Source organism: Streptomyces sp. NPDC044719, from assembly GCF_056433405.1.
On the sequence record NZ_JBWKHE010000002.1, the window covers coordinates 256,772 to 281,001 of the forward strand.

Sequence of the window (24,230 nt, forward strand, 5' to 3'; positions counted from 1 at the left end):
GGACGGGCGGCGGGCCTGCCCGGAGGCCACCGGCCGCCGCCCGACCGGGTCACGCGTGCGCGGGCACCACCAACTCCCGGTAGTCGTCGCTCCACAAGTCCTCCTCCGCCTCGGGCAGCAGCAGCACCCGGTCCGGCCGCAGCGCGTCCACCGCGCCCTCGTCGTGGGTGACCATGACGATCGCACCCGGGTAGGTGCCCACCGCGGCCAGGACCTCGGCGCGGGAGGCGGGGTCCAGGTTGTTGGTGGGCTCGTCCAGGAGCAGGACGTTGGCGCCCGAGTGCACCAGGCCGGCGAGGGCGAGCCGGGTCTTCTCGCCGCCGGAGAGGACGCCGACGCGCTTGCCCGTGTCGTCGCCGGTGAACAGGAACGAGCCCAGGACCTGGCGGACTTCGCCGTCGGCGAGGTGCGGAGCGGCACCGGCCAGGTGCTCGCGCACCGTCAGCTCCGGGTCCAGCGTGTCGTGTTCCTGGGCGAAGTACCCGAGCCGCAGCCCGTGCCCGTGGACGACCCGGCCGCTGTCGGGCGTGTCCTGGCCCGCGAGGATGCGCAACAGGGTCGTCTTTCCCGCGCCGTTGGGACCGAGCACGACCAGACGACTGCCCCGGTCGACGGCCAGATCAACCCCCCGCAGGACGTGCTGCCCGCCGTACGACCTGGTCAGGCTCACGGCGCCGAGCGGGATCCGCCCGCAGGGCGCCGGCTCGGGCAGCCGGATCCTGGCCGTCCGCTCGGCGCGCCGGGCCGGTTCGAGCTCGGCGAGCATACGGTCGGCGCGGCGGGCCATGTTCCGGGCCGCCACCGCGGTCGACACCCGGGCCCGCATCCGGTCGGCCTGCGCGTGCAACGACGCCGCCTTGCGCTCGGCGTTCGCCCGCTCGCGCGCCCGTCGCCGCTCGTCGGCGTCCCGCTGGGCCAGATAGGCGTCCCAGCCGGTGTTGTGGACGTCCAATGCGGCCCGCCCCGGGTCCAGGTGGAACACCCGGTTCACGGTGCCGGCCAGCAGGGACGTGTCGTGGCTGATCATCACAAGCCCGCCCTGATGGCTCGCGAGGAACCCGCGCAGCCAGGCGATCGAGTCCGCGTCGAGGTGGTTCGTCGGCTCGTCCAGCAGCAGGGTGCCGTGTCCGGCGAAGAGGATGCGGGCCAGTTCCACGCGCCGGCGCTGACCTCCCGACAGGGCGCTCAGCGGCCGGTCCATCAGGCCGGCCGACAGCCCGACCCCGGCGGCCACCCGGGCGGCCTCCGCCTCGGCCGCGTAGCCACCGCGCGCCTGGAACTCCGCCTCGGCCCGCACATAGGCGTTCATCGACCGCTCCGAGCCGTCGGCCATCGCGGCCTCGGCGCGGCGCAAGTCCCGCACGGCGCGGTCCAGGCCGCGCGCGGACAGGATCCGGTCGGTGACGATGACCGACTGGTCGGCCGCGCGGGAGTCCTGCGGGAGATGGCCGACGTCGCCGGTGCGGGCGACGGTTCCGGCGGCGGGCCGCAGGACGCCCGCCAAGGTGTGCAACAGGGTGGTCTTTCCCGCGCCGTTACGGCCGACCAGGCCGATGCGGTCGCCGGGGGAGACGTGGAGGGAGACGCCGGCCAGCAGCAGACGCGCGCCCACGCGCACGTCGACATCACGAACGGTGATCATGAGAAAACGCTCCGAACCAGAATTCCGAACCAGAATTCCGAACTAGCAAGAGGACACACGGGTGGCGTGGAAGCGGGTCCTCGGCTAGGAAATTCGGGGCGTAGACATGGGAATCACGGTAGCGGAGGCGCCAGGCGGGTCGCCTCCGGTTTTCCGTGCCCTACGGCAGCTCGAACCCCAGTGCCCGAGCGGCCTCCTCCGGCGTCGGCTGAGCCCAGCGCTCCGCCATCGCCAGGTTGGACGACAGTGAACGCGGCTCGGCCCGGTCCAGATACAGGGCGCCGTCGAGATGATCCGTCTCGTGCTGCACGATCCGCGCGGGCCAGCCGGAGAACACCTCGTCCAGCGCGCGCCCGTGCTCGTCCTGCCCGGTCAGCCGCACCTCGGCGTGGCGTGCCACCACCGCCTGCCAGCCCGGCACGCTCAGACAGCCCTCGAAGAACGCGGCCCGCGCGTCGCCGACGGGTTCGTAGGCGGGGTTGACCAGCACCCGGAAGGGCTGCGGCACCCGCCCGCGCGCCAGACGCACCTCCTCCGGCACCGGAGCGGGGTCCTCGATCACCGCGATCCTGAGCGGCACCCCGACCTGGGGCGCCGCCAGGCCGACCCCCGGCGCGGCGTGCATCGTGACCCGCAAGGCCTCGACGAACCGGGCCAGCAGCGCGGGCGCCAGCTGACCGTCGTACGGCTCGGTGCCGCGCCGCAGCACCGGGTCCCCTGCCGCGACGATGGTCAACGGGACGCCTTCCGCGAGGAGTTCCTCGACCCGCTCGGCCAGCGGTGCGCGATCACTCGGAGTTCCCATCGCGTCAGGATGGCACGGCACCCGCCCAGCTCGCGTGACGCACGTCACATGCACTCGTCGGGAACTGAACGCCCCGCCGCTCCGACTACTGCACCGCAACAACCACCACCGCACCCGCGAACGAGCACCACCGCACCGCAACGGCCAAGAAGACGTCCCCCGGAGAAGCCCGCCGATGACCACCGCTCCCTCGACCACCACGGACGAGGCCCCGCAACCAGCCACCCCGGCACCGTCGAAGAGCAGCTGGGCCCCCTTGCGCCCGCTGGTGCTTCGCCTGCACTTCTACGCCGGGGTGCTGGTGGCGCCGTTCCTCCTCGTCGCCGCCGTCACCGGCCTGCTGTACGCCGCCTCGTTCCAGGCCGAGAAGATCGTGTACGACCACGAACTGACCGTCCCCGTCGGCGAGCGGAAGCTGCCGATCAGCGAGCAGGTGGCCGCCGCCCGCAAGGCCCACCCCGAGGGCACCATCTCGGCCGTACGCCCCTCACCCGAGGCGGACGCGACGACCAGGGTCATGCTGTCCGGCGTCCCGGGCGTCGACGAGGGGCACGCGCTCGCCGTGTTCGTCGACCCCTACACCGCGAAGGTGCGCGGCTCCCTCGAGCAGTACGGCTCGACCGGCGCACTGCCGCTGCGCACCTGGATCGACGAGTTCCACCGGGACCTCCACCTGGGCGAGACAGGGCGGCTGTACAGCGAGCTGGCGGCCAGCTGGCTGGGGGTGATCTCGGCCGGCGGGCTGGTGCTGTGGTTCTCGCGCCGCCGTGCCCTGCGCAAGGTGCGGGGGACGAACGGGCGGCGCCGCACGCTCGGACTGCACGGCGGCGTCGGCGTCTGGGCGGCGGCCGGGTTCTTCTTCCTCTCGGCGACCGGTCTCACCTGGTCGGCCTACGCCGGGGCCAACATCGACGAGCTGCGCACCTCGCTGGGTCACGCCACCCCGTCGGTGTCGGCGGCGGCGGGCGGTGAACACTCCGGCCACGGCTCCGCGGCCGGGCAGGCGGGAGACGCCGCGCACGGCGTGGGCCTGGACAAGGTCCTGGCGGCGGCGCGGGCCGAGGGCCTCGGCGACCCGGTGGAGATCGTCCCGCCGGCCGACGCGACCTCGGCGTACGTCGTCAAGCAGGTACAGCGCAGCTGGCCCGAGAAGCAGGACTCCGTCGCGATCGACCCGGCCAGCGGCGAGGTGATGGACGTACTGCGGTTCGCCGACTACCCCGTGCTCGCGAAGCTCACCCGATGGGGCATCGACCTGCACACCGGCATCCTGTTCGGCCTGGCCAACCAGATCGTCCTGATGCTGCTCACGCTCTCCCTGATCCTGCTGATCGTGTGGGGCTACCGCATGTGGTGGCAGCGCGGCCGCGGCTCCGCCTTCGGCCGTCCGATCCCGCGCGGCGCCTGGCAGCAGGTACCGCCGCAGATCCTGGTCCCGCTGCTCGCCGGGGTCGCCGTGCTCGGCTACTTCCTGCCGCTGTTCGGAATCCCGCTGGCGGCCTTCCTCGCCGTCGACATCGTGCTGGGCGAGATCGCCTACCGGCGGGGACAGCGGTCGTACGGAGCCGGGACGCCGGCGAAGTAGCGGACCCGCGGATACACCGGTACCCGGCTCCCCACGGAGCCGGGCATCAGTGGGTGAATGGCGATCAGCGCTCCTCGAAGTCACCGTCGAGTGCCGAGGCGATCCGCAGGTGCGACTCCGCCTCCTCGTGCCGCCCCTGCCGCTGGAGCGTCCGGCCGAGCATCAGCCTGGCGTAGTGCTCGACGGGGTCGCGCTCGACGATGGTCCGCAACTCGGTCTCCGCACGCCACAGTTGGGCCGAGTGGTAGTAGGAACGCGCCAGCAGCAGCCGCGGCCCGGTCTGCTCGGGCACCTCCTCGACCAGCCCGACGAGGACGCGCGCGGCGGCGGCGTAGTCCTTGGCGTCGAAGAACAGCTGCGCGCGCTCCCAGCGCTCCGCCGGTGTCCCGTGGCCGTAGTACGTGGCGTCGTGGGTCGTGTTCACTCGTGGCCTCCTTCGGGGCCGACAACCAAGCGGGTTGGTTCAATATTCCACTACTTGGTCAGAGGGGTAGGCTCGGCGCCGGCCCGTGGGCGCCGTCTCGCCGGAGGTCCTGTCGAGGAGCTCCCGGCCAGGGTGCTCGGACGCTGCCCGGCGAATGGCCGCCCGGATGACGCAGTGGCGCGGTGACGCGCTGACGCCGGGCCTCCCGCCGGACTAGGTTGTGGCCATGAGCAATCTTGAGCGCGAGGCGGCCCCCGCTCTGTGCGGTGGCCGGGGCTTCGTGGTGGCGGAGCCGGTGCGTGAACTCCTCAGTCCTCGGCGCGTCAAACTGGGCGAGTCCAGCGAGGTCCGCCGGCTGCTGCCCAACCTCGGCCGCCGGATGGTCGGGGCCTGGTGCTTCGTCGACCACTACGGCCCCGACGACATCGCCGACGAACCCGGTATGCAGGTGCCGCCTCATCCCCACATGGGGTTGCAGACGGTGAGCTGGCTGCACGAGGGGGAGGTGCTGCACCGCGACTCCACCGGCAGCCTCCAGACGATCCGCCCGCGCGAACTGGGCCTGATGACCTCCGGCCGGGCGATCAGCCACTCCGAGGAGAGCCCTCGCCCGCACGCCCGTTTCCTGCACGGCGCGCAACTGTGGGTCGCCCTCCCGGACGGCCACCGCCACACCGACCCGCGCTTCGAACACCACGCCGACCTGCCCGTCGTCACGGCACCCGGCATCGAGGCCACGCTGATCCTCGGCGACCTCGACGGCGCGACCTCGCCCGGCACGGCGTACACCCCGATCGTCGGCGCCGACCTGTCCCTGACCCGAGGCGCGGACGTCCGCCTCCCCCTGGAACCGGACTTCGAGTACGCCGTCCTGTCCATGTCCGGCGAAGCCCACGTCGACGGCGTCCCGGTCCTGCCCGGCTCGATGCTCTACCTCGGCTGCGGCCGCAGCGAACTGCCCTTGCGGGCGGAGTCGGACGCGGGCCTGATGCTCCTGGGCGGCGAGCCGTTCGAGGAGGAGCTGATCATGTTCTGGAACTGGATCGGACGGTCGCAGGAGGAGATCGAGCAGGCGCGGCGGGACTGGATGGAAGGGACACGGTTCGGGGAGGTGAAGGGGTACGACGGGGCTCCACTGCGCGCACCGGAACTGCCGCCGGTGCCGTTGAAGCCGCGGGGAAGGGTGCGCTGACCTGCGGAAACGCGTCATCGTTGGTGGCCGCAAGCCGGAAGGTGGTCGGGTAACTCTCATGGTCTTCCGCCTGCTTGCCGGAAGGCGTCCAAACGGCCCGCTGGCTCAAGCTGGCGCGGTTGGCGATTCCACGGTGTGGCTGTCTGTGGGCGGCTGTGGCAGGACTCTTGTTGACCTAATGCTGACTTTGCTGACGCGTCGTCAGGATCGGTGGTGTCCGGATCGATGCTGACCTGGTCGGCGGCCGAGTCAGGCGTTGCGGAAGGGCGGCGTCTCTCGCGCTGTCGCCTTGTCGAGATTCCACAAGATCGCCCGGCCGATTCCTGCGGCTTCACCCCGGCCGCCGCCGCGTCCCGAAGGGCCTCGGAAGTCTTCCCGGCCAGTGCCTCCAGTAGCGCGGCCCGTCCGTTCCGACGTCACCGCTGTCTGTCGGCAGCGCTGCTTGCGTCCGATCCGAAAGGTGCTACGCCGGAGAGTGCTAGCAGGTTCGTCGTCTGCTGGTGGTACAAAGCGTCCAGGCTCCAGGATGGCAGTGACCTCGTCATGCGCGGGCTTGAGGAGCCCTGCGACGCGCTCCGAGCCCAAGATCCCTCTGGGGCAGCGCCAGGAGCAGGGACGGCGCCTTCCACTCTCATCTTGCCCTCCGCGGTGCTCGGCGCGCCGCGGAGGCCGTTGCCGACTGTGCCGTCGCACGGCTGTCTTCATGGCTCCGAAGAGGTCCCGGCGTGCGGCGCCGGCGCGGCGTCCGACGCCGTTCGCAACGTCGAGTACGCCGCTGTCGCAACCTCCGTCGCTCGCGGCGCCATCGGGCCGGATCAGTCCGAGTCAGTGTCGGAGACGAGTTCGGTCAGGCGGCGCAGGAGGCTGACGAGCTGGGTTCGCTCGGCCGGCGTGAACACCTCATAGGCGCGGAGCTGGCGCTCCCGCAGCCGGGAGCGGAGCGTGGCGAGCAGCTCGGCTCCCTCCGGTGTGAGTCCGACCAGGACCCGTCGCTCGTCCTCGGGGGACCGGCGGCGTACGACGATGCCCTTCGTCTCCAACTGCTACGCATGCGGGTGGCGGTGGGGACGCTGACGTCCGGGCTGCTCGCCAGGCGGCCCACCGGGATGTCCGTCTCGGGGCCAGTGGTTCCAGCAGTGCGACTTGGGCCAGGGAGAGCCCGCCATAGCGTTCGGCGCCTGCCTAACGGGCCCGTCGTATCAAAGTGCCACGACATCCAGCGCCTGCGCCACCCGCTCGTCGGCGAACTCGATCTCCGCGTCGAGTCGTTCCACTCGCCGACGATCATGAACAGATGCTGCTGACGTACCACGCCGAACCGGGCTCCCCGTCTGCGGAGGCACTACGACTGCTGGCCGGCTGGGGCACCGACGCCACAAGGGCGGGAGCCGGGATGCCGCCGGCACGCACGGCTTGATGAACTTTCGTTGATCATCGGCAGTTGGCTGCGCGCCACGCCCAGAGTCCTTTCGCACGCCAGCCGCCTCCGGGGGCGGTGTCGGATTCAGGACGGTGCGGGTGGCGCCAGTGTGCTGCGGGTAGGCAGTGGAAGAACGGTGCCGCCGCTGCGCAGGTCGGTGTTCTCCTCCGTAGTCGGCTCAGGTTGGCTTCCGTACGTACGTAGGAATCGCAGGCCGGGGGGTCCGCGGGGGAGGACCGCCGGGCAACTGCACCCGGACAAGACCCGGATCATCTGCTGCAAGGACGACAGGCGCCGCGCGTTGCCCTCGCTGGTCGTACGGATGTGGGCGGGCGCGGACGTGTAGCGGGCCGTCGGCTTGGTCAGTCGCTTCGTGACCGTGGTCGTCCGCTTCCTGGGGGCACGCGGCTGGATGCCGGTGCCTCATCTCTCACAACCCGTCCGGCACGATCCACCTTTACTTTCTCGCCCCATGCCCGGGTCAACATCCGCCTCACCACGCAGGGCACGGCCTTATCCGGGTGCGCCCTGCGCGCGCCAACCGAGCAGGTCGGCAATGAACCCGCTGATCGTGCGGGAGAGCAGGATGCCGATCAGCGAACCGGAGGCGACTGCGCCGACGACGCGTCCGCGCCGTTCGGGCTCGGCCAGTTCACTGGCCAGCGGGGCCAGCAACTGCGCGCCGACGGTGGTCAGTCCGACGCCGCCGAGCGCCGCGAGGAGCACGGCGAACGACGGTGCCAGCGCGGCGCCGATGAGGGTAGCGGCGGACCCGGTGAGGATGAGGGGGATGAGGCGGCGGCGGTCGAGGATGTCGCCCAGCGGCACGATGAGGAAGATGCCGAGCGCGTATCCGACCTGGGTGACGGTGACGAGCGTGGCGGCGCTGGATGCCGAGACGTCGAGGGACGAGGCGATGACCTCGATCAGGGGCTGGGCCCAGTAGAGGTTTCCGACGGCCATGCCGGCGGCGATCGCGAAGATGAGGGTTCGTGCCGGAGTCATTCGGCGGTCGGGCTTGGAGGGCATGGTCGACCCTGTCACGAGGAGCCTTTCTGGGGAGATGATGCGGTGGCTCAGGCGTAGAGCGGGGCGAGGTCGGCGTAGACCTGGGAGACGCTCACCAGGTCGCCGTCGAAGGTCAGGACGTTGCAGACGGGCAGGGTGACCGTCCTGCCGTCCTTGCGGCGGTAGTCGATGTCGAACTGCACGGTGACGGTGTCGCCGCTCTCATGCATCGCGAGGATGTGGTGGCTGACGCCCTCGATCGTGTCCCAGAAGGCCGTCGTCGCCTTCTTCACGTTCTCCCGTCCGACGACGGGCTCGGTGTTCGCGAAGACGGACTTCACGTCGGGCGTGAGGTGCTGGGCGAAGGCGTCGGCGTCGTGGCGGTCCGCGGCGGCGACGAGCGAGGCGATGTCGCGGGTCATGGGGCTACTCCGTACATTCTCAGGCGGCCCGGCAGGGCCGGATGCGTTCGGGGGTGCCTCTTCAGGCTGCCGCCCGGCGCGCGCGACAGGCAGGCCGGGATCTGCCGGGGAGCGGTCAGCGGGGGGTACGACAGGGCCCCCCTCAGCCGGTGTGCCACGGCAGCAACGGCGCAACACTGGACGCATGGCATCCGAGCAGCACAGCAGCGGTGATCAGCTGGGGCGCTTCCTGCGCGCCCGCCGCACCCAGACCAGCCCCGAGAGCGCGGGCCTGACCCCCGGGCCCGGCGTGCGCCGCACCCCCGGGCTGCGCCGCGAGGAGCTGGCCACCCTGGCCGGGGTGAGCATCGACTACTACACGCGTCTGGAGCGTGGCAAGGAAACCCGCCCCAGCCCCGCTGTCATCGACTCCCTGGCCCGGGCCCTGCACCTGGACGACGCCGAGCACCAGCACCTGCGCACCCTGGCGGTCCGCGCCGCCCGCTACGTGCCCGAGCCGGCACCCGCGCCCAGCCGCGCCGTGCGTCCGCACGTGAAGCTGATGCTGGAGGCGCTGCGCCCGAACCCGGGCTATGTGCTCAGCCGCAGCATGGACGTCCTCGCGTACAACCCCGGCGGGATGGCCCTCTACCCCGGTCTGGCCGAGTGGCCCGCCAACCAGCGCAACCTGGCCCGCTACCTGTTCCTGCATCCGTCGGGACGGGAGATCTTCCCCGACTGGGACAACCAGATCCGCGGATGCGTCGCCCGCCTGCGGGCCCTGGCCGGCACCGACCCCGACGCCCCGGACCTGGCCCAGCTCGTGGGCGAACTCCTGCTGAAAAGCGAGGACTTCGCCGGGCTGTGGGAGCGCTACGAGGTCACCGGCCGCAAGAACCCGTCCCAGACGTTCCGGCACCCCCGGGTCGGCACCTTCACCCTCGCCTTCCAGGGCATGGCACTCGAAGGCAGCCCCGGCCACCGCATGGCCGTCTACACCGCCCAGCCCGGCACCTCCGACCACGACGCCGTGCTTCTGCTCGACATGACCGCACCCCCCATGCCCGACTCCTCGCGCGAAGACGCCACGCGTCAGCCGGGCTGACCGGCCTCCTTCCGCCTCTCACCACCGGCTGCACCCGGGTCGTCACCCACGTACGCACCCCCTCGATGGTGCTCGCCTGCCGCGAGCCGTGACGCGGCCCTGCCGCCTCACCGGAATGGCACGCGCGCCCGTCCTCATCAGCGGCCAAACGCAACCCCGGCCTGCGACGGGCGCCCGCGCGGCGGCCCGTGACGAAGACGGCGCGGGCAGGCCACCGAAAGACCTCCCACGCCGGACGCACCGACCGAACCCAACCCCATTCGACAGGAGAAGCACGACAACATGAAGCACATCAAGCTGGGAGACCTCGACGTCGCACGCATCGGCCTGGGGGCGATGGGCATGTCCCACGGCCTGACCGGAGCCGGGACGGACGACGCGGAGTCCATCCGCACCGTGCACCGCGCCATCGACCTCGGCGTCACCATGATCGACACCGCCGAGATCTACGGCCCCTACACCAACGAGGACCTCCTCGGCCGAGCCCTCGACGGCCGCCGCGAACAGGTCGTCCTGGCCACCAAGTTCGGCCTCGTCTCCCACTCCGGAGCCGGTGCGTGGACGGTGGACTCCAGTCCGGCCAACATCCGCACCGCCCTCGAAGGCTCACTGAAGCGGCTGGGCACCGACTACATCGACCTGTACTACCAGCACCGCGTCGACCCGAACACCCCGATCGAGGAAACCGTCGGCACCCTGGCGGAACTCGTCACCGAGGGCAAGATCCGCCACATCGGACTGTCCGAGGCCGGCCCGGCCACCATCCGCCGCGCCCACACCGTTCACCCCCTCACCGCCGTGCAGTCCGAGTACTCGCTGTGGACCCGCGGCATCGAGGACCGCGTCCTGCCGGTCCTGCGAGAGCTGGGAATCGGTCTCGTGCCGTTCTCCCCGCTCGGACACGGCTTCCTCACCGGAACCGTCCGGAACGAGAACGACTTCGAAGAAGGCGACTTCCGCCGCGGCAACCCCCGCTTCACCGGCGAGAACCTCCGGCGCAACCTGGCCCTCGCCGACGAGGTCCAGGCCATCGCAGCCGAAGCAGGAGCCACGCCCGCCCAGGTCGCGATCGCCTGGCTGCTCGCCCAGGGCGACGACATCGCCCCCATCCCCGGCACCAAGCGGGTGACCCGAGTCGATGAGAACACCGCCGCCGACCGCATCCAGCTGCCCGACGAGGTCCTGACCAGGCTCTCCAGCCTTCCCCCTGCCGCGGGCGACACCCACACCGAAGCCGCCATGCGCATGATGGAACGCTGACCACACCAGCCGGCACCGCGCCCACACCTCGTACGCTCAGCGCGGCCCGTGCTGCAGGGATATCGGCAACCTGGCGTCTTCACCTGCGCGAGGTTGGTGGCTGATGAAGGAGGGCTGCAAGAACCGCCTGGTCATCGGTGGCAGGAGTAGCTGCGGCACGGTAAGTCGAGTAGTGACTCGAAGTGTCCCCTTCGGACGCGGTTGGGTTGGCAGCCCTCGGACGGGGGAGGCGCTTGCGGGGTGCACCAGGTAGCTGTCGGTTCCCCTCGGTCAGTTGGTGAACAACGCGGACAAGGTCATCGACGTCCGTCGGACACGGCACCGGACGTGATGTCGGGCTGGCCGGGCAACGGGAACGTCGCGGCCCCTCAAGTCTCGGCCAAATCCGGCTACCTGACGGGTCGAAACCTGGCGCCGGGCCGCCCCGTCCGCGCTGTGACCGGCATGAGGGAGGGGGAGGGCTCAGGTGCTCCTGTGCTCTGGATCGGAGTCGTCGTTGCCTAAGGGGCCTCCCGTAAACCAGGGGCGCGATGGGGCACCCGGCATGGGTTGGTAGGGTTGTCCGCATTTGGGTGGCCTGTGCATTCAGCTGGCCTCAGATCTCATGGAGGCCGGGCGGTGCAGTTCGTCTGCCGGAACTTCGGACTGTCAGACCTGCCCCGGCGCGGTCTCACCCCGCTGGAGGCGCCCCTGGAGGTGCTGCTCCTCGACATCGAGGCAGAGCTGTCCATCTGGGAGCAGGAACGGGAGGTATGGTCCGAGGAGGCGTTCCCGGTGGCTGAGCTGGCGTACCACCTGGCGCTCTGGCTCCGGAGCCCGGCTGCCGGTCATGAGGACTTCGAGCTTGATTCGATGCAGGCCGAGGAGGGGATGATCCGCATCGTCCACTCCGAAGAGGGCTGGCGGGTCGGTTCTGTCTTCACGCCGGACCTCTGGACCGCACCCGTCGCTTGGGACGTTCTCATGGCAGAGATCAAGCGGTTCGACCGTGCCGTGCGCGAGGGCATCGCCGGGATGGGCGTCGACCCCGCTGTCATCCCAGAGCCCTGAGACTGTTCCGGCCCGGCCGACTGGTTGGGATGATCACGGTGTGGCTGGTGTGATCACGGCGTCGCAGCCGTTCGGGATATGCGTGTACATGCCGAAGACCGCCAGGCCGCGGGCCTGGGCCGGCTCGATCAGCCGGCCCACCCCGGGCGCACCGGTCGAGGTCTCACCACGTTCACGGTCAGGGGACGCGCCGTCGGCCGGGAGCAGCGCGGAGTCTGGGTGATGGGTCGTGACCCTCAGGCTGGAGACCGGGCCGATCATGGACTGTCCGGCAGAAGGCTGCCGTGCCCCTGCCGACTGGTGGGTGCTACCCCGCCGTGTGGCTGGAGCTGCCGCTCGACGTGCCACCGGGACCGATCGGGGCTTTAGGGTCGAGTCGGCATGGGCCGGACGGCATGAATGAAGGTGAGGCGGAGCACGTGATCCGGGTAGTGGTGGTCGACGACGAGGCACTGGTCCGCTCGGGCTTCGAACTCATTCTGAACGCGTCCGAGGACATCGAGGTCGTCGCGACCGCGAGCGGCGGCCAAGCCGTCGAGACTATCCGCCGGGAGCGGCCCGACGTGGTGCTGCTGGACATCCGGATGCCGAACGTCGACGGGCTCACCGTCCTGCGCGAACTGCGGAAGACGCCGGACGCCCCGGTCGTGGCGATGCTGACCACCTTCGACGCCGACGAGTACATCCAGACCGCGCTGCACTCCGGCGCGGCCGGCTTCCTCCTCAAGGACACCGAGCCGGAGCAACTCGCCCACCTGGTGCGCACCCTGGCCGCGGGCGGTGTGGTGCTCTCCCCCAAAGCGTCGCGGACACTGCTGCACAGCCACCCCCGCGCCGAGGCGGCCGTCGACGAGGACGCGGCACGGGTCCGGCTGCTCACCGCGCGTGAACGCGACGTCCTCGTCCTGGTGGCGGAGGGCCTGTCGAACGCCGACATCGGCGCGCGCATCCACCTGAGTGCCGGCACGGTCAAGGATCACGTCAGCGCCATCCTCACCAAGCTCCGGGTGTCGAGCCGGGTGCAGGCCGCGCTGCTGGCACAGCGGGCCGGACTGCTCGACGAGCACGCGCAGGAGGCAGGCCGATGAGCCGCGCACGCGCCATGTGGCAGCGGCTTCCCACGCCGGTCACCGACCTCGCCCTGGTGGCGGTGGCGGCCGTGGATGTATGGCTCAACGTCTGGGAGCACACGCCCCTCGAGCTCGCGCTGGCCGCCATCGGCTGCACCGCGCTGGCCTTCAGGCGCCGCTTCCCGCTCGGCGTGTTCCTGCTGACCCTGCCCGTCGCGCTGATGCAGGATGTCGCCTTCGCTGTGCTCGCGGCGCTGTTCACCCTGGCCGAGCGCTCCCGCAACCGCCGTCTCCTCGCCGTGTGCGTCGCCCTGGCCGCCGTCGCGAGCAGTACTCCGTGGCCCCTGGCCGAGGTCGACCGGACCATGACACTGGTCTTCTTCGTGTACGGCCTGGCGACCGCCGCGGCCCCGGTCCTCTTCGGCCAGCTCCTCCAGGCGCAACGGGACCTGGCGCGGCAGCTGGCCGAGATCGAGGAGGCCAGGGAGCACGAGCGGGCCCTGCATGCCCAGGCAGTGCTCGCCCGCGAACGCGCCCAACTGGCCCGCGAGATGCACGACGTCGTCTCCCACCAGGTCAGCCTGATCGCCGTACGGGCCGGGGCGCTTCAGGTCGCCACCAGGGACGCGGACGCCAAGGAAGCCGCCCGCACGATCCGTTCCCTGAGCGTCACCACACTCGACGAACTGCGCACCATGGTCACGCTGCTGCGCGCCTCCGGCGGCAACGCCACCGAGCTGACGCCTCAGCCCACCCTGGCCGACCTGCGCAAACTGGTGGAATCAGGCGGCCCTCACGTGGAGTTGTCGGGTGAGCTGCCGCCCACCGTGGGTACACCCGCGCAACGGGCCTTCTACCGTACGGTCCAGGAAGCGCTGACCAACGTCCGCAAGCACGCCCCCGGCGCCAGAGCGCACGTCGAGCTGTGGCAGGCCGGCGACGGCATCGGAGTGACCATCACCAACACCCCGCCCACCCGGCCTTCGCTGTCCCTGCCCGGTTCGCAGCAGGGCTTGGTCGGTCTGCGGGAACGGGCCGATATTCTTCACGGCACCCTGGAGGCCGGCCCGACCGCGGAGGGCGGCTACCGCGTGCGGCTGCGCATTCCCCTCAGCGCGGACTGACCGACCAGGCGGCCGGGCGGCGCAGGCCGGGTCGGCCCAGCGCGTCGCGGTGGGCGATCTGGTGGGCGTAGCCATGGGCCAGGGCCGAGGCGAGGGCGGTGAACAGGACCCATAGGGCGTCGTCCATGCGTGCCGCTCGAGTCGTCTCGCCGAACTGCCTGAGCGAGGCGACGGCCGAACTCGACACCAGGAGCCCGTACACGCCGCCGAACAGCGCGGCCGGCCGGGCCGGCCAGTCCCACACCGCACCTCTGCAGCGGATGGCGGACTCGGTGCGCACAGGGGCCTTTCACGGTCTTGGTTTGCGTGGGTGTCGGTGCTTGGGGTTGTTCGGCCGGGAACGCGGCAGTGGACGACCGGACAACCCTGCGTGTGGTGCGTCATCGCGCGGGGGCCAGGAACTGGGTGGCCGCCAGTTGCGCGTACAGCCGGTCCTGGGCCACCAGTTCCTCATGGGTGCCCACGGCCCGGACATGTCCGCCGTCCATGACGACGATCCGGTCGGCACCCGTCACCGTCGACAGACGGTGGGCCACCACCAGCACGGTGGTCTCGCGAGCCACCTCCGCGACGACGTCCCGCAGCGCCATCTCGTTCACATGGCGAGGGGGCGCACCAACGCTTCGGTCACGTCCGGGTGGACGACGCACAGGACGAAGGCGCCCGCCGCCAGCGCCATACCGAGGAGTTCCAGAAAGTCGCCCCTGCCAGGGACGGCGTCACGGCCCGGTATGTCGGCCGATGTTCCGCGGAAGCCCTCGCGCTCGTCGTGTCGCACACGCTGTGTCATGCCTCCAGCCTGGAAGCCCGCCCACCCCGCTCCCATCCGGCAACTGTCGGGGCCACCCCCGCCGAGTGACTGAAGAAGGACCGCCGTCCGGTCGCACCGGACCGGCCGGGCACCGAGGTTCCACCGGTCGGCAGGGCGCTCCCCCCCCGATCGGCGGGGGCGTTACCGAAGACTGCCGGATGGTCCGCCCCCTGGCGTCCGCGCGAGGTTCTCCGTATGACACAGACACAACCGCCACAGGAGACGTCAGCTCCCCAGGAGACGTCAGCTCCGCAGGAGAACTCGCCTCCGCCGCCCCGAACCTCCCCCGAGTCCGCCGTGCCGGCCTCGCCCGGCCCCTCGATGGGACGCCTCGTCGGGGTGGATCTGGCCCGCGCGCTGGCGGTGTTCGGCATGTACATCGTGCACATCGGACCCCCGCTGTCCGCCACGACCGGTGTCGGCAGCTGGATCCGGTACGTGGCGGACGGTCACTCGTCGGTCCTGTTCGCCACCCTCGCCGGGTTCTCACTGATGCTGCTCGCCGGCCGCCGGGAGCCGAAGACCGGCCTGGCGGGCCGGCAGGCGAAGGCGCGGATCGCGATCCGAGCCATGGTCCTGCTGGCGCTGGGCACTGTGATGGCGATGGAGTACGGGGGAGTGATCATCCTCGGCTTCTACGGTGTCTACTTCCTGCTGGCCCTGCCCCTGGTGCGACTGAGCGCCAAGACGCTCGCGATCATCGCGGCCGCGTTCGCCCTCGTCACACCGCAGCTGGCGTTCGTCCTGACCTCGCTGCTGACTCCGTCGGTCCAGGAGAGCATCAACGCCTACGACCCGCTCCGCCGTCTCAGCGAGGTGGGAGTGCTCGATCTGCTGCTCACCGGCTTCTACCCGGCGCTCACCTGGATGTCGTTCGTGATCGCAGGTATGGCGCTGGGCCGCCTCGACCTGTCCTCCAGCACGGCCCGGCGGGGCCTGGCCGCGCTCGGTGTCTCCCTCACCGTGGCCGCGTACGGCATGTCCTTGCTGCTGGCCGGGAAGGACGCGTTGCGGAGCATGGCGGAAGACGGGTCGATGTCCGGCGGCTCCGGGTCGATGTCCTCCGGCAGCGGGTCGATGCCCCCCGACGGTGGGTCGTTCCCCGATATGCCGGCGTCGTCGCTCCTGTCGGCCGGGCCGCACAGCGGCACCACGTTCGACATCATCGGCAGCGTCGGAGTCGCGATCCTCGTGATCGTGGGCGCGACGGTGCTGATGGACCGCCTGCCGCGACTGCGCTGTCTGGCGAAGCCGGTCATCGCCGTGGGCACCATGTCCCTGACCGCCTACGTCGGCCACTTCGTCGCACAGTCCGTGCTGTCCACGCCCGCCGGGACCAGCACCCAGCAGTCATGGTTGCCGCTGATCATGTACATCCTCGGGGCGATCGTGTTCGCCACGATCTGGTCCCGCTTCTTCCGCCGCGGCCCCCTGGAGTACCTGCTCAACGCCGCCACCAAGCCGGCGAAGCACATCCGATAACACCCGGCCGGGGTGGGATGCCTCCACGTCCCACCCCGGCCTGGACCTCTCATGGATCCAGCAAAACGCATAGTCCTTGCAGGCTTCCACCCGTAAGCCCCCGAAGAGATCGAAGCCGCCCGCACGCCCGCCGGCGGTTGGAAGCGCGACCAGCTCGCCGCCTGGGGCGTCCCGTGGCCCCGCCCAGAGGGTGGAAGGACGAGCTGACCGAGCGCTGGCAGGCCGCACGCCAGGACGGGTCATTACTGCCCCCGCCCCGCCCGACCCCGGCTGACTTCGCACAGGAGTCGCTCGACTCCGGCTGACCGACGACAGCGGGCCGGGCAGGATCGACCTGCCCGGCCGCGCTGTCCGTTCCCGGCTGCTCACCGGCTGAGGCGGATACGCGGCCCCACACGAACTCGAGGTCCTCCAGCAAGACGTCTTCCAGCGCCCCGTCCCACCGGCCGCGCAGGAGGAACGGGGCGGTATCCATCCGTTCGCAGATGGCGCCGCGCGCTTTCCTGAGCGGACCGTGGTCACCTATGACCCGCGCGGCCTCGGTCGCAGCACTCGTAAGGACGGGCGGGTCGACCACACGCCGCCGCAGACTCAGGCCGACGACGTGCACGCTGTCATCGAGGCGCTCGGGGTCGGCCCGGTTGAGATGTTCGCCGGCAGTGGGGGCGCGGTCACCGCGCTCGCGGTCGTGGCGAAGTATCCGGCAGACGTGACGACCCTGGTCGCGCACGAGCCGCCGCTCATCACTCTCATGCTGGACGGCCCGACGGCCGTGCGGGCGCGGGCAGGAGTCCGGGAGGCCTACGAGAAGCGGGGGAGGGGGTGCCGGGATGGCTGCGTTCGTGGCCATGACCTCGTGGAGGGGAGGGTTCACCGACGCGTACTTCGCACAGCCAGAGGCCGATCCCGCCGCGTTCGGGATGCCCACGAAGGATGACGGCTCACTTGATGATCCGCTGCTGTCCGACCGGTCATGGGCGGTCAGCAGCTATCGGCCGGATGCCGATGCGATCGCGGCTGCGCCGACCGGCGTTGTGATCGCTGTGGGCGAGGAGTCCGAAGCCGTGCTGACCGGACGCACCGCCGTCGCGACCGCTGAACTGCTCGGACAGCAGGTGACCGTGTTCCCGAGCCATCACGGCGGGTTCATGGACGGGGAGTTCGGATATGCGGGGAAGCCGGACGAGTTCGCGCATCGGCTGAGCCACTTGACGGCGCCTTCTAAGCCAACCTCTGACCGACTGCCTTTCCCACCCCCGGGTGCTCTGGCCTCGAGCACGATGCGAGAACAGAACACCGCGTCGGGCCGCGCTACCCGCTCTCCGGTCCGCCCGGCGCCCTCGGACACACGCGAGCCCAGGCGCCAGGGCTACTCAGAACCGGATATACGGAACATGCACTTACGGGCCTGACCCTTGCCCTGTCCGACCAGGCCAGTACAGCTAGTGTGCGGCGGCCCATCCGCCAAGGTCGTTCTCTTCAGTGCGTGCTCCTTCGGGCTCCAACAGGATGGAACGGAACAGGTAGTCCGACCCGAGGTTCAAGTCCCAGCGGTGGGTCTGCACAGCCAGGGCGGCCAGGGTGGCGGCGCCGATGGGCAGCATCCCCGTGTGCCGGGAGTACTGCAAGAGCACGCCCCGCCAGACTGCGCTCAAGAGACCTCGCGATGCCGCTACCGGCAGGCGCTGCCTCTCGTAGCGGAAAGCGGCCACCCCGATACCGGGGGGGGGCGGCCGTTGGCCCGCCGCCACACCTCCCACCGCTGGCGGCGGGCCGCCCGCGCTCGTTCCGCGCCTGATGACCGCTGTGAACCTGCCCCGGCGCGGTATACGGGGCACCTCGGTCGTGCACGTCAGGGGGCGTATGCGCGTGGCGTAGCGGTGAGGACGGTTTGTCTGTACAGCAACTGCCAGCCGGTCGGAGTCGAGCGGCTGGTCGCACCGGGCAGGCCGACCACGGGGTGAGTGAGAGCCACTCGCAGGTCTTCGGGGTGCGGGGTGGAGTCCCAGTGAAGTTCGCACCGGCCCCTGTCAGCGGACAATCTGCGCTGGTGGGCACCTCCGCGCTCCGGCCGGTCGGACGAGTCGCAGAACCACTGGCCGATGTCCCAACCGCCGAGGTCCGGGTCCCGGAGACAGAGGCGGACGGCCAGCGCGGCCAGCACCGTCTCGGTGTCTTCATCAAGGTGCGGCAAGGCCCTCAGAATGGCGCATTCCTCCTCGCTCAACGGCACGTCCGTCCCCCACAGCCTCGCGTAGTTGGACCTCGGAGTCGGGGGCCCCAAGAGACGTCCGTGCGGGTCGCTGGTGACGGTCATCCTGGCGCCTGTGGACAGGTGCCGCAGCCGCCACCCGTCCTCGCACGAGGTTTCTACTCGAAGGCCGGGCAGGCCGACCTCCGGGAGCCCGTCGCGGCCGACCAGCCAACACGTGACGTTGTAGGGAGCCCGGGTCGTGATGACCAGCTCATCACGGCGGGGTGAGAGCACCATGGTGTAGCGGGTGATATCGGCCAGGCTCACGGGGCGGTGCCACAGACTGCTGGAGCCGTAGTTGAACAGACCGAGAGCCAGCAGGGCACGGAGCCGTCGCTGTGGGGCGGTGCAGTCGTCGAGACCTGCGGTGGCCAGGCGACCGATGCCGGGCGCGGCCAGGGAGGCGGTCTCGCCGGTGAAGGAGGCACGGATGTGGGCGGCGCGGCGTCGGTGTGAAGCGGGCATGGTGAATCCCTTTGTTCGCCGTCCGGTCGGCTGGATCACCACGCATTGCGTGTTGTGCTCGTGTGGGGCGCGAAGTGGGTGCCCCACACCCTCTGTTGGCCCATGAGCGCCCGGGACAGCTCAGGAACACGGTCCGGCCCTCCGCGAGCCGAGAAGGTCACGCTACCGCCGTCGGCCGGGGACCAGTGTCATCGACGGGCAACGGCGCGCCGACATCACCCGGTTGGAGACCAGCTTGGCGCCGAGGAACTGCGCCCCCCTGCGGAGGGACACGACCGGACGCCCCTTCGGCTGTCGTGCATCGACACGAGGACGGCATGCGACACCGTATCTACTCATCGAAGTGCCGGGATCCTTGTGCCGGACCGGCGTCCGCTTGCTCCGCCCACCGCCGGCTCCACGCGAACAGCGGTTGGAGGGCGTCGACAAGGTCCCCACCGAGCTGGGTGAGGTGATATCCGTCCTCGCGCAGAGTGATCAGGCGGACATCGGTCAGCTCGCCGAGCCGGGTACTGAGCACACTGGAGGACATGCGCTCGCACCGGCGCTGCAACTCACGGAAACCGCCCGGGGCTTGACTCAGCTCCCACAGGATGAGCAGCGTCCAGCGCCGTCCCAGCAGATCGAACGCGGCCATGACCGGGCGTCCCGATGAGGACCCCCGCACGGGTACGCCGGGCCGCGGTGTTCCGCCTTCCATGTTCCCCTCTCCTCCTTGCGCTTCGCTTCTCGAAGCAGCATAGTGATTCGATAATAGAAGCACTAGCGACGGGAGTGCCGATGTCGCGATTAGCCCTGCTGGAACCGCCGTACGCCGACCAGGCCGGCGCGCTGCTCGCGCGCATGATGCCCGGGGACGTGACGCCGCTCGGGCTGTTCCGGATGTTCGCCAGGAAACCTCCCGATGGCCGGCGCCATGCACGGATGGCGGCGCTATGAGCTGGGCCGACAGCTCACCCTGACGATGAGGGAGCGCGAGATCGCCATCGGCCGGACATGCGTGCTGTGCGGCTGCGAGTACGAGCGGGGCGTGCACATGATGATGTTCGCCGCTGTCGCAGCCATCCGCGCACACAACGCCGCCGGCATCGCCGTCGAGGTCGAAGTCGAGTCGGTGGCCCAGGCAGCTGAGGCTCTGCGCACCGGGGTTGAGTGGATCATGCTGGACAACCTGTCCATCGAAGACATGCGGCACATCGTGACACTGCGAGGGTCGGAAGGACCCCGACTCGAGGCGTCTGGATCCATCACGCTGGACACGGTCAGGGCCGTCGCGGAGACCGGAGTGGACGCGATATCCGTCGGTGCCATCACCCACAGCGCGCCGGCGTTCGACCTCACTCTGCTGCTGACGCCGACGGCACCAGCGGATGGCGGACGCCCGGCCAGGTTCGGATGAGGCCGTGTCTCCTCCTGCGTGGACGGGCTGGAATGCCCGCCATGGCCGACCCCGTCGACCGGGAGGCCTTCGTTTCCGTCTCCGGCAAGCATGTTCCCGCCCCGTCGCCGAAGGCGCCGGGCGCCAATCTAAGCGTCAATTCGCAGCCGGACCTGTCCGGCCGAACACGGGAGGTTTCCATGGCCAAGGGCTACTGGGTCAGTGTCTACCGCGCCATTTCCGACCCCGAGAGGCTGACTGCCTACGACAAGCTGGCCGGTCCGGCCGTCCAAGCCGGGGGCGGGCGGGTCCTGTCCAGTGGCGGCCGAGTCGTCGCCCGCGAAGCCGGAAACACGCACCGCGTCGTTCTGATCGAGTTCGACAGCTTCGACCAGGCCGTCGCGGCATACGAGAGCGAGGCGTACCGGAAGGCGCTGGTGGTCCTCGCCGACTGCGTCGAGCGCGACTTCCGCATCATCGAAGGCATCGACTGACCGACGGGCTCAGCCATCGCTGAGCATCCGTCAGCTGATACGCCGGACAGAAGCAGGCCAACCAGATCGTCGCCACCGCCCCGGCGCCCCGTCGAGCACGGCCTCGCCGAGTGAAGAACTGGCGCATCCTCACCCGACTCCGGCTCAACCCGGCACGGGCTACGAACCTGCTGCGCGCACTGCTGGTCCTCACCAACCTCGCAGTCGGCCGGTAGTAGACGATCATGAACGCAGACCGACGCACCCGACCGGCACGAGCACCCGCGAACCCTGCCCCGCCACCAGGCTGACCAGCTACTTCACGCTGGCACGGTCCCATTGGCGGGGCGGTCGGGGGGCTGATCCGTCATCGTCGCCGTAGCGGCCACCCCGGTCGGCAAGTTGACCTCGTGCCGGCCTCGACGCGACCGACGCCGAACCGATACGGTTCGCCGCCGTCCTCACTCATCCACCAGCGCGTCCTCGAATTGGACTCTCTCCCGCTCGACCCCTCCCATCGCTCCCCAACAGCGAGCAGGAACTCGGCTGCTGTCTGGGGCAGTTCGCATCCTGAGTCGCCACGCGCCGTACGCGGGCAAGCCCATGACACGGATGCCGTAGCACGCTGGCGAGGGCGTGTAGCGGAATTGCTGCGGCCGCACAAAGGCCCGCCTCCACCAGGCCGGTTCACTAGGCGGGCCTCAGGCGAAAAGCCGGGCCGGGGATGCTCTCGATGTCTTCCGGCTGTACGGCGTGCCCCTCTTCGCAGCGGATCTGGGCGTCGACGTGTGCGCCGCATCCACGGTGCCGGGACAGCATGGCCGGGCCCTCCGGGTCGGCGCGGTAGCGGTCGCCCCACTGCAGGAGCCCCATCACGGCCGGGACCAGATCCACACCCTTGGGCGTGATCACGTATTTCGGCCGGCTCCGCGAGCCCGGCTCCTTGTAGGTCTCGGTGGCCAGGATCCCTTCCTTCACGAGCATCCGAAGTCGCGCCGCGAGGAGGTTGCGAGGACAGCCGAGGACGCGTTCGAACTCGCCGAAACGGGACGAGCCGTACCAGACCTCGCGCAGGATCAGGATCGTCCACTTCTCGCCCACGATCTCGAGGGTCCGGGCGATCGAGCAGTTCGACGTGTCCCGGTCGAGGCGGGGGTCCACGCCGGCGTCCCGCGGAGCTTCGGTCGTTGCGTCCATGGGGGTGATTCTAACCTCACCTGAGTTTACTTTTCGATACTCAGAGAGTAGCGTCATGGCCAGCACACAGAAAGGCGGCCGGCATGAAGGCATTCGTCGTCGAGAAGTACGGCAAGGACGGCGCCCGCGCCGCAGACGTACCCGAGCCCACCGTCGGAGACCGGGACGTCCTGGTCAGAGTGAGCGCCGCCAGCATCAACCCGCTGGACAAGATGGTCCGCAACGGGGAGTTCAAGCAGCTCCTGAAGTACAAGCGCCCGTTCGTGCTCGGCCACGACGTGGCCGGCGTCGTGACGCGGGTCGGCTCCGCCGTACACGGTTTCGAGGTCGGCGACGAGGTCTACGCCCGTCCGCGCGACCTGCGGGTAGGAGGCTTCGCGGAGTTCATCGCGATCGATGCGGACGATGTCGCGCCCAAACCGGCCTCCCTCACCCTCCAGGAGGCAGCCGCAGTGCCGCTGGTGGCGCTGGCCGCCTGGCAGATCCTCGTCGAGCGCGCGCACGTGAAGCCAGGGCAGAAGGTGCTCATCCACGCCGGAGCCGGCGGCCTCGGGTCAACAGTCATCCAGCTCGCCAAGCACCTCGGCGCCACGGTGGCGACGACCGCGAACACCAGGTCCGAGGAGCTGGTCAGGAGCCTCGGCGCCGACGTCGTCGTCGACTACACCAAGGAAGACTTCTCAAAGGTGCTCTCCGGCTACGACCTGGTGCTGGACTCCCTGGGCGGGGCGAGCCTCGAGAAGTCGCTGACTGTGCTGAAGCCCGGCGGCCTGGCCATCAGCGTCGTCGGCCCGCCGGACGCCGGTTTCGCCAAGCAGCTCGGCGCCCCCTCCGTCCTGGGCCTGGTCATGAACACCCTCAGCCGCAAGATCCGTAAGCGGGCCAAGGCGCTGGGCGTGCGCTACGAGTTCTTCTTCATGCAGGCCAACGGCTCCCAGCTGCGCAGCCTCGGCGCCCTCTACGACAGCGGGAAGCTCCGCCCGGTCATCGACAGCGTTTTCCCCTTCGGCCAGACGCTCGAGGCGATGGCGCACGTCGAGCAGGGCCGCACCAAGGCCGGCAAGGTCGTGGTCTCGATGGTGCCCGACAACGGCTGAGGCCAAGCCGGCCACAGGCCCTCCGTCCGCACGGTCGCCGGAGGGGTAACGCCACCGTCGCGGTCCATGGGCGACTGCGGTCGCGAGAGCCGCTGCTGCAGGTGTCCCGATGCCATTTCGCAGGCCATACGCTCCCAGCGCACGCTATGCGGCTCTACGCTGGCTTGGCCCCAGTCTTGGCCAAAGCGGGGGCTGGTAGCCCTCGAGTTCTCGGCCCAGTGAACTCCACGTCCAAGCCGCGCTCAGGCGCGGGATGTGCTGGCTGGCCACCGAAACGAAGTCGCCGGGCCGTGCGTTCATCGGCAGGGTGGCGGTGAAGCGTCAAGCGCGGGCGCCGGTTCAGGTGGTTCCCGTGTGTTCAGGTGGTTCCCGTGTGGTGATGTCGATACGTTCGTGCCCGGAGCGAGTGCCTGCCGTTCTTGATCGCCGACGGGCTGGCGCTTCACCGCCGTTGAACCCCCGCGTGGCGCGATGACGATGACTCATGGCCGAGGCCGGGCGCCGGTTCCCAGTCGGGCGGTGACGTCGCCGGGGGTGAGCGTGGAATGGTCCGCGGAGCACTCCACGACGACCCGGACCGGAGCGTCGCAGTCGGTGTGGCGCACGTCCAGCACGGGGCCCTCGGGGCCGAGGGCGTATGTCTCGCCCCACTGGCTCAAGGCCATGAGGGCGGGCCACAAGTCCCAGCCCTTGCGGGTCAGGCGGTATTCGTTGCGGACGCGGCTCCCGGGCTCCCGATAGGGGACAGTGCGCAGGACCCCCGCCGAGGTCAGCTTGCGGAGGCGGTCGCTGAGGACGGCCTCCGACAGGCCGATGTGGCGGTGGAAGTCGTCGAAACGGCGGACTCCATTGACGGCGTCACGCAGGATCAGCAGCGTCCATTTCTCCCCGACCACGTCGAGCGTGCGCTGGATGGGGCAATTCTCCGTGCTCGCCTCAAGCCACTCCATCCTGACATCGTAAAGGCCTGGCTTCGCCATTGACAGT

At 70.2% G+C, this 24,230-nt stretch carries 27 protein-coding genes and 2 pseudogenes; 15 read left to right on the plus strand and 14 right to left on the minus strand.

What is annotated here, in order from left to right:
• Positions 1–49 precede the first annotated feature (49 nt).
• Together AC07DF_RS07845 and AC07DF_RS07850 are read right to left on the minus strand one after the other, a co-directional pair.
• Positions 50–1,642: an ABC-F family ATP-binding cassette domain-containing protein gene (locus tag AC07DF_RS07845; protein WP_478968021.1), complete on the minus strand. Its 1,593-nt coding sequence runs from the start codon at positions 1,640–1,642 to the stop codon at positions 50–52.
• 160 nt (positions 1,643–1,802) lie between these two features.
• On the minus strand, positions 1,803–2,447 hold the full coding sequence (locus AC07DF_RS07850) for a peptide deformylase (protein WP_478968023.1): 645 nt from the start codon (positions 2,445–2,447) through the stop codon (positions 1,803–1,805).
• Positions 2,448–2,622: 175 nt separating this feature from the next.
• On the opposite strand from AC07DF_RS07850, the gene AC07DF_RS07855 reads away from it, so the two are divergent.
• Positions 2,623–4,032: a PepSY-associated TM helix domain-containing protein gene (locus AC07DF_RS07855; RefSeq protein ID WP_478968025.1), complete on the plus strand. Its 1,410-nt coding sequence runs from the start codon at positions 2,623–2,625 to the stop codon at positions 4,030–4,032.
• A 64-nt stretch (positions 4,033–4,096) separates the two neighbouring features.
• Here AC07DF_RS07855 and AC07DF_RS07860 read toward each other — a convergent pair whose 3' ends face one another.
• The gene (locus tag AC07DF_RS07860) at positions 4,097–4,456 is read right to left on the minus strand and encodes a tetratricopeptide repeat protein (protein ID WP_478968027.1); all 360 of its coding nucleotides are present in this window, start codon (positions 4,454–4,456) and stop codon (positions 4,097–4,099) included.
• Between the two features lie 226 nt (positions 4,457–4,682).
• Here AC07DF_RS07860 and AC07DF_RS07865 point away from each other — a divergent pair, with 226 nt between their 5' ends.
• A complete protein-coding gene (locus tag AC07DF_RS07865; RefSeq protein ID WP_478968029.1) occupies positions 4,683–5,648 on the plus strand; it encodes a pirin family protein in 966 nt (321 codons plus the stop codon).
• A gap of 815 nt (positions 5,649–6,463) precedes the next feature.
• On the opposite strand, the gene AC07DF_RS07870 is transcribed toward AC07DF_RS07865, so the two are convergent.
• The gene (locus AC07DF_RS07870; protein WP_478968031.1) at positions 6,464–6,688 is read right to left on the minus strand and encodes a MarR family winged helix-turn-helix transcriptional regulator; all 225 of its coding nucleotides are present in this window, start codon (positions 6,686–6,688) and stop codon (positions 6,464–6,466) included.
• 171 nt (positions 6,689–6,859) lie between these two features.
• Between AC07DF_RS07870 and AC07DF_RS07875 the strand changes: the two are divergent.
• Positions 6,860–7,065 (plus strand): annotated as a pseudogene (locus tag AC07DF_RS07875) (MmyB family transcriptional regulator); the annotation flags it as partial.
• Between the two features lie 516 nt (positions 7,066–7,581).
• Here the strand turns inward: AC07DF_RS07875 and AC07DF_RS07880 are convergent.
• Both AC07DF_RS07880 and AC07DF_RS07885 read right to left on the minus strand, forming a co-directional pair.
• Entirely contained in the window at positions 7,582–8,073 is a 492-nt protein-coding gene (locus AC07DF_RS07880; protein ID WP_478968033.1) for an MFS transporter, read from the minus strand.
• 71 nt (positions 8,074–8,144) lie between these two features.
• Entirely contained in the window at positions 8,145–8,498 is a 354-nt protein-coding gene (locus AC07DF_RS07885) for a nuclear transport factor 2 family protein (RefSeq protein ID WP_478968035.1), read from the minus strand.
• Between the two features lie 184 nt (positions 8,499–8,682).
• Between AC07DF_RS07885 and AC07DF_RS07890 the strand changes: the two genes are divergently transcribed.
• From AC07DF_RS07890 to AC07DF_RS07900, 3 genes are all read left to right on the plus strand, one after another.
• Positions 8,683–9,582: a helix-turn-helix transcriptional regulator gene (locus AC07DF_RS07890; RefSeq protein ID WP_478968036.1), complete on the plus strand. Its 900-nt coding sequence runs from the start codon at positions 8,683–8,685 to the stop codon at positions 9,580–9,582.
• Positions 9,583–9,864: 282 nt separating this feature from the next.
• On the plus strand, positions 9,865–10,842 hold the full coding sequence (locus tag AC07DF_RS07895; protein WP_478968038.1) for an aldo/keto reductase: 978 nt from the start codon (positions 9,865–9,867) through the stop codon (positions 10,840–10,842).
• A 618-nt stretch (positions 10,843–11,460) separates the two neighbouring features.
• Positions 11,461–11,892 (plus strand): DUF7878 domain-containing protein, encoded by a 432-nt coding sequence (locus AC07DF_RS07900; protein WP_478968041.1) that lies wholly within the window; start codon positions 11,461–11,463, stop codon positions 11,890–11,892.
• Positions 11,893–11,925: 33 nt separating this feature from the next.
• Here AC07DF_RS07900 and AC07DF_RS07905 read toward each other — a convergent pair whose 3' ends face one another.
• Entirely contained in the window at positions 11,926–12,153 is a 228-nt protein-coding gene (locus tag AC07DF_RS07905) for a hypothetical protein (RefSeq protein ID WP_478968043.1), read from the minus strand.
• Positions 12,154–12,287: 134 nt separating this feature from the next.
• Between AC07DF_RS07905 and AC07DF_RS07910 the strand changes: the two genes are divergently transcribed.
• Positions 12,288–12,980, plus strand: a complete 693-nt coding sequence (locus AC07DF_RS07910) for a response regulator (RefSeq protein WP_478968045.1) — start codon at positions 12,288–12,290, stop codon at positions 12,978–12,980.
• On the plus strand, positions 12,977–14,086 hold the full coding sequence (locus tag AC07DF_RS07915; RefSeq protein WP_478968047.1) for a sensor histidine kinase: 1,110 nt from the start codon (positions 12,977–12,979) through the stop codon (positions 14,084–14,086). The genes AC07DF_RS07910 and AC07DF_RS07915 overlap by 4 nt, the downstream gene beginning before the upstream one ends.
• Here AC07DF_RS07915 and AC07DF_RS07920 read toward each other — a convergent pair.
• The 3 genes from AC07DF_RS07920 to AC07DF_RS07930 all read right to left on the minus strand — a co-directional run bounded on the left by AC07DF_RS07920 (position 14,073) and on the right by AC07DF_RS07930 (position 14,876).
• On the minus strand, positions 14,073–14,366 hold the full coding sequence (locus AC07DF_RS07920) for a hypothetical protein (protein WP_478968049.1): 294 nt from the start codon (positions 14,364–14,366) through the stop codon (positions 14,073–14,075). The genes AC07DF_RS07915 and AC07DF_RS07920 overlap by 14 nt on opposite strands.
• Before the next feature lie 100 nt (positions 14,367–14,466).
• Entirely contained in the window at positions 14,467–14,676 is a 210-nt protein-coding gene (locus AC07DF_RS07925; RefSeq protein ID WP_478969448.1) for an ABC transporter ATP-binding protein, read from the minus strand.
• Between the two features lie 5 nt (positions 14,677–14,681).
• Positions 14,682–14,876, minus strand: coding sequence for a hypothetical protein (locus tag AC07DF_RS07930; RefSeq protein ID WP_478968051.1), 195 nt, complete (start codon positions 14,874–14,876; stop codon positions 14,682–14,684).
• 342 nt (positions 14,877–15,218) lie between these two features.
• Between AC07DF_RS07930 and AC07DF_RS07935 the strand changes: the two genes are divergently transcribed.
• The 3 genes and pseudogenes from AC07DF_RS07935 to AC07DF_RS07945 form a co-directional block, all read left to right on the plus strand.
• Entirely contained in the window at positions 15,219–16,379 is a 1,161-nt protein-coding gene (locus tag AC07DF_RS07935; protein WP_478969450.1) for a DUF418 domain-containing protein, read from the plus strand.
• A 173-nt stretch (positions 16,380–16,552) separates the two neighbouring features.
• Positions 16,553–16,684, plus strand: a complete 132-nt coding sequence (locus AC07DF_RS07940; RefSeq protein ID WP_478968053.1) for a hypothetical protein — start codon at positions 16,553–16,555, stop codon at positions 16,682–16,684.
• Between the two features lie 185 nt (positions 16,685–16,869).
• Positions 16,870–17,581: pseudogene (locus AC07DF_RS07945) on the plus strand (alpha/beta fold hydrolase); the annotation flags it as partial.
• 650 nt (positions 17,582–18,231) lie between these two features.
• Here AC07DF_RS07945 and AC07DF_RS07950 read toward each other — a convergent pair.
• Complete coding sequence (locus AC07DF_RS07950; protein ID WP_478968055.1) at positions 18,232–19,098, minus strand: hypothetical protein; 867 nt, start codon at positions 19,096–19,098, stop codon at positions 18,232–18,234.
• A 331-nt stretch (positions 19,099–19,429) separates the two neighbouring features.
• Positions 19,430–19,735, minus strand: coding sequence for a winged helix-turn-helix transcriptional regulator (locus AC07DF_RS07955; RefSeq protein ID WP_478968057.1), 306 nt, complete (start codon positions 19,733–19,735; stop codon positions 19,430–19,432).
• Positions 19,736–19,878: 143 nt separating this feature from the next.
• On the opposite strand from AC07DF_RS07955, the gene AC07DF_RS07960 reads away from it, so the two are divergent.
• From AC07DF_RS07960 to AC07DF_RS07970, 3 genes are all read left to right on the plus strand, one after another.
• The gene (locus AC07DF_RS07960; RefSeq protein WP_478968059.1) at positions 19,879–20,037 is read left to right on the plus strand and encodes a hypothetical protein; all 159 of its coding nucleotides are present in this window, start codon (positions 19,879–19,881) and stop codon (positions 20,035–20,037) included.
• Complete coding sequence (locus AC07DF_RS07965; RefSeq protein ID WP_478968061.1) at positions 20,003–20,497, plus strand: nicotinate-nucleotide diphosphorylase; 495 nt, start codon at positions 20,003–20,005, stop codon at positions 20,495–20,497. Before AC07DF_RS07960 ends, AC07DF_RS07965 begins: the two co-directional genes overlap by 35 nt.
• A gap of 179 nt (positions 20,498–20,676) precedes the next feature.
• On the plus strand, positions 20,677–20,970 hold the full coding sequence (locus AC07DF_RS07970) for a DUF1330 domain-containing protein (RefSeq protein WP_478969452.1): 294 nt from the start codon (positions 20,677–20,679) through the stop codon (positions 20,968–20,970).
• Between the two features lie 669 nt (positions 20,971–21,639).
• On the opposite strand, the gene AC07DF_RS07975 is transcribed toward AC07DF_RS07970, so the two are convergent.
• Positions 21,640–22,146, minus strand: coding sequence for a winged helix-turn-helix transcriptional regulator (locus AC07DF_RS07975; RefSeq protein WP_478968063.1), 507 nt, complete (start codon positions 22,144–22,146; stop codon positions 21,640–21,642).
• Between the two features lie 83 nt (positions 22,147–22,229).
• On the opposite strand from AC07DF_RS07975, the gene AC07DF_RS07980 reads away from it, so the two are divergent.
• On the plus strand, positions 22,230–23,243 hold the full coding sequence (locus tag AC07DF_RS07980) for an NADP-dependent oxidoreductase (RefSeq protein ID WP_478968065.1): 1,014 nt from the start codon (positions 22,230–22,232) through the stop codon (positions 23,241–23,243).
• 482 nt (positions 23,244–23,725) lie between these two features.
• On the opposite strand, the gene AC07DF_RS07985 is transcribed toward AC07DF_RS07980, so the two are convergent.
• Positions 23,726–24,193, minus strand: a complete 468-nt coding sequence (locus tag AC07DF_RS07985) for a winged helix-turn-helix transcriptional regulator (RefSeq protein ID WP_478968067.1) — start codon at positions 24,191–24,193, stop codon at positions 23,726–23,728.
• Between the last annotated feature and the right edge of the window lie 37 nt (positions 24,194–24,230).

Coding starts and splice junctions, on each gene's coding strand:
- AC07DF_RS07915 (WP_478968047.1), top strand. CDS start 12,977: ATGAGCCGCGCACGCGCCATGTGGCAGCGGCTTCCCACGCCGGTCACC.
- AC07DF_RS07955 (WP_478968057.1), bottom strand. CDS start 19,735: ATGGCCGCGTTCGATCTGCTGGGACGGCGCTGGACGCTGCTCATCCTG.
- AC07DF_RS07925 (WP_478969448.1), bottom strand. CDS start 14,676: ATGGCGCTGCGGGACGTCGTCGCGGAGGTGGCTCGCGAGACCACCGTG.
- AC07DF_RS07890 (WP_478968036.1), top strand. CDS start 8,683: ATGGCATCCGAGCAGCACAGCAGCGGTGATCAGCTGGGGCGCTTCCTG.
- AC07DF_RS07850 (WP_478968023.1), bottom strand. CDS start 2,447: ATGGGAACTCCGAGTGATCGCGCACCGCTGGCCGAGCGGGTCGAGGAA.
- AC07DF_RS07950 (WP_478968055.1), bottom strand. CDS start 19,098: ATGCCCGCTTCACACCGACGCCGCGCCGCCCACATCCGTGCCTCCTTC.
- AC07DF_RS07845 (WP_478968021.1), bottom strand. CDS start 1,642: ATGATCACCGTTCGTGATGTCGACGTGCGCGTGGGCGCGCGTCTGCTG.
- AC07DF_RS07965 (WP_478968061.1), top strand. CDS start 20,003: ATGGCCGGCGCCATGCACGGATGGCGGCGCTATGAGCTGGGCCGACAG.
- AC07DF_RS07885 (WP_478968035.1), bottom strand. CDS start 8,498: ATGACCCGCGACATCGCCTCGCTCGTCGCCGCCGCGGACCGCCACGAC.
- AC07DF_RS07880 (WP_478968033.1), bottom strand. CDS start 8,073: ATGACTCCGGCACGAACCCTCATCTTCGCGATCGCCGCCGGCATGGCC.
- AC07DF_RS07935 (WP_478969450.1), top strand. CDS start 15,219: ATGGGACGCCTCGTCGGGGTGGATCTGGCCCGCGCGCTGGCGGTGTTC.
- AC07DF_RS07895 (WP_478968038.1), top strand. CDS start 9,865: ATGAAGCACATCAAGCTGGGAGACCTCGACGTCGCACGCATCGGCCTG.
- AC07DF_RS07865 (WP_478968029.1), top strand. CDS start 4,683: ATGAGCAATCTTGAGCGCGAGGCGGCCCCCGCTCTGTGCGGTGGCCGG.
- AC07DF_RS07930 (WP_478968051.1), bottom strand. CDS start 14,876: ATGACACAGCGTGTGCGACACGACGAGCGCGAGGGCTTCCGCGGAACA.
- AC07DF_RS07855 (WP_478968025.1), top strand. CDS start 2,623: ATGACCACCGCTCCCTCGACCACCACGGACGAGGCCCCGCAACCAGCC.
- AC07DF_RS07975 (WP_478968063.1), bottom strand. CDS start 22,146: ATGGACGCAACGACCGAAGCTCCGCGGGACGCCGGCGTGGACCCCCGC.
- AC07DF_RS07910 (WP_478968045.1), top strand. CDS start 12,288: ATGAATGAAGGTGAGGCGGAGCACGTGATCCGGGTAGTGGTGGTCGAC.
- AC07DF_RS07970 (WP_478969452.1), top strand. CDS start 20,677: ATGGCCAAGGGCTACTGGGTCAGTGTCTACCGCGCCATTTCCGACCCC.
- AC07DF_RS07980 (WP_478968065.1), top strand. CDS start 22,230: ATGAAGGCATTCGTCGTCGAGAAGTACGGCAAGGACGGCGCCCGCGCC.
- AC07DF_RS07905 (WP_478968043.1), bottom strand. CDS start 12,153: ATGATCGGCCCGGTCTCCAGCCTGAGGGTCACGACCCATCACCCAGAC.
- AC07DF_RS07985 (WP_478968067.1), bottom strand. CDS start 24,193: ATGGAGTGGCTTGAGGCGAGCACGGAGAATTGCCCCATCCAGCGCACG.
- AC07DF_RS07960 (WP_478968059.1), top strand. CDS start 19,879: ATGTCGCGATTAGCCCTGCTGGAACCGCCGTACGCCGACCAGGCCGGC.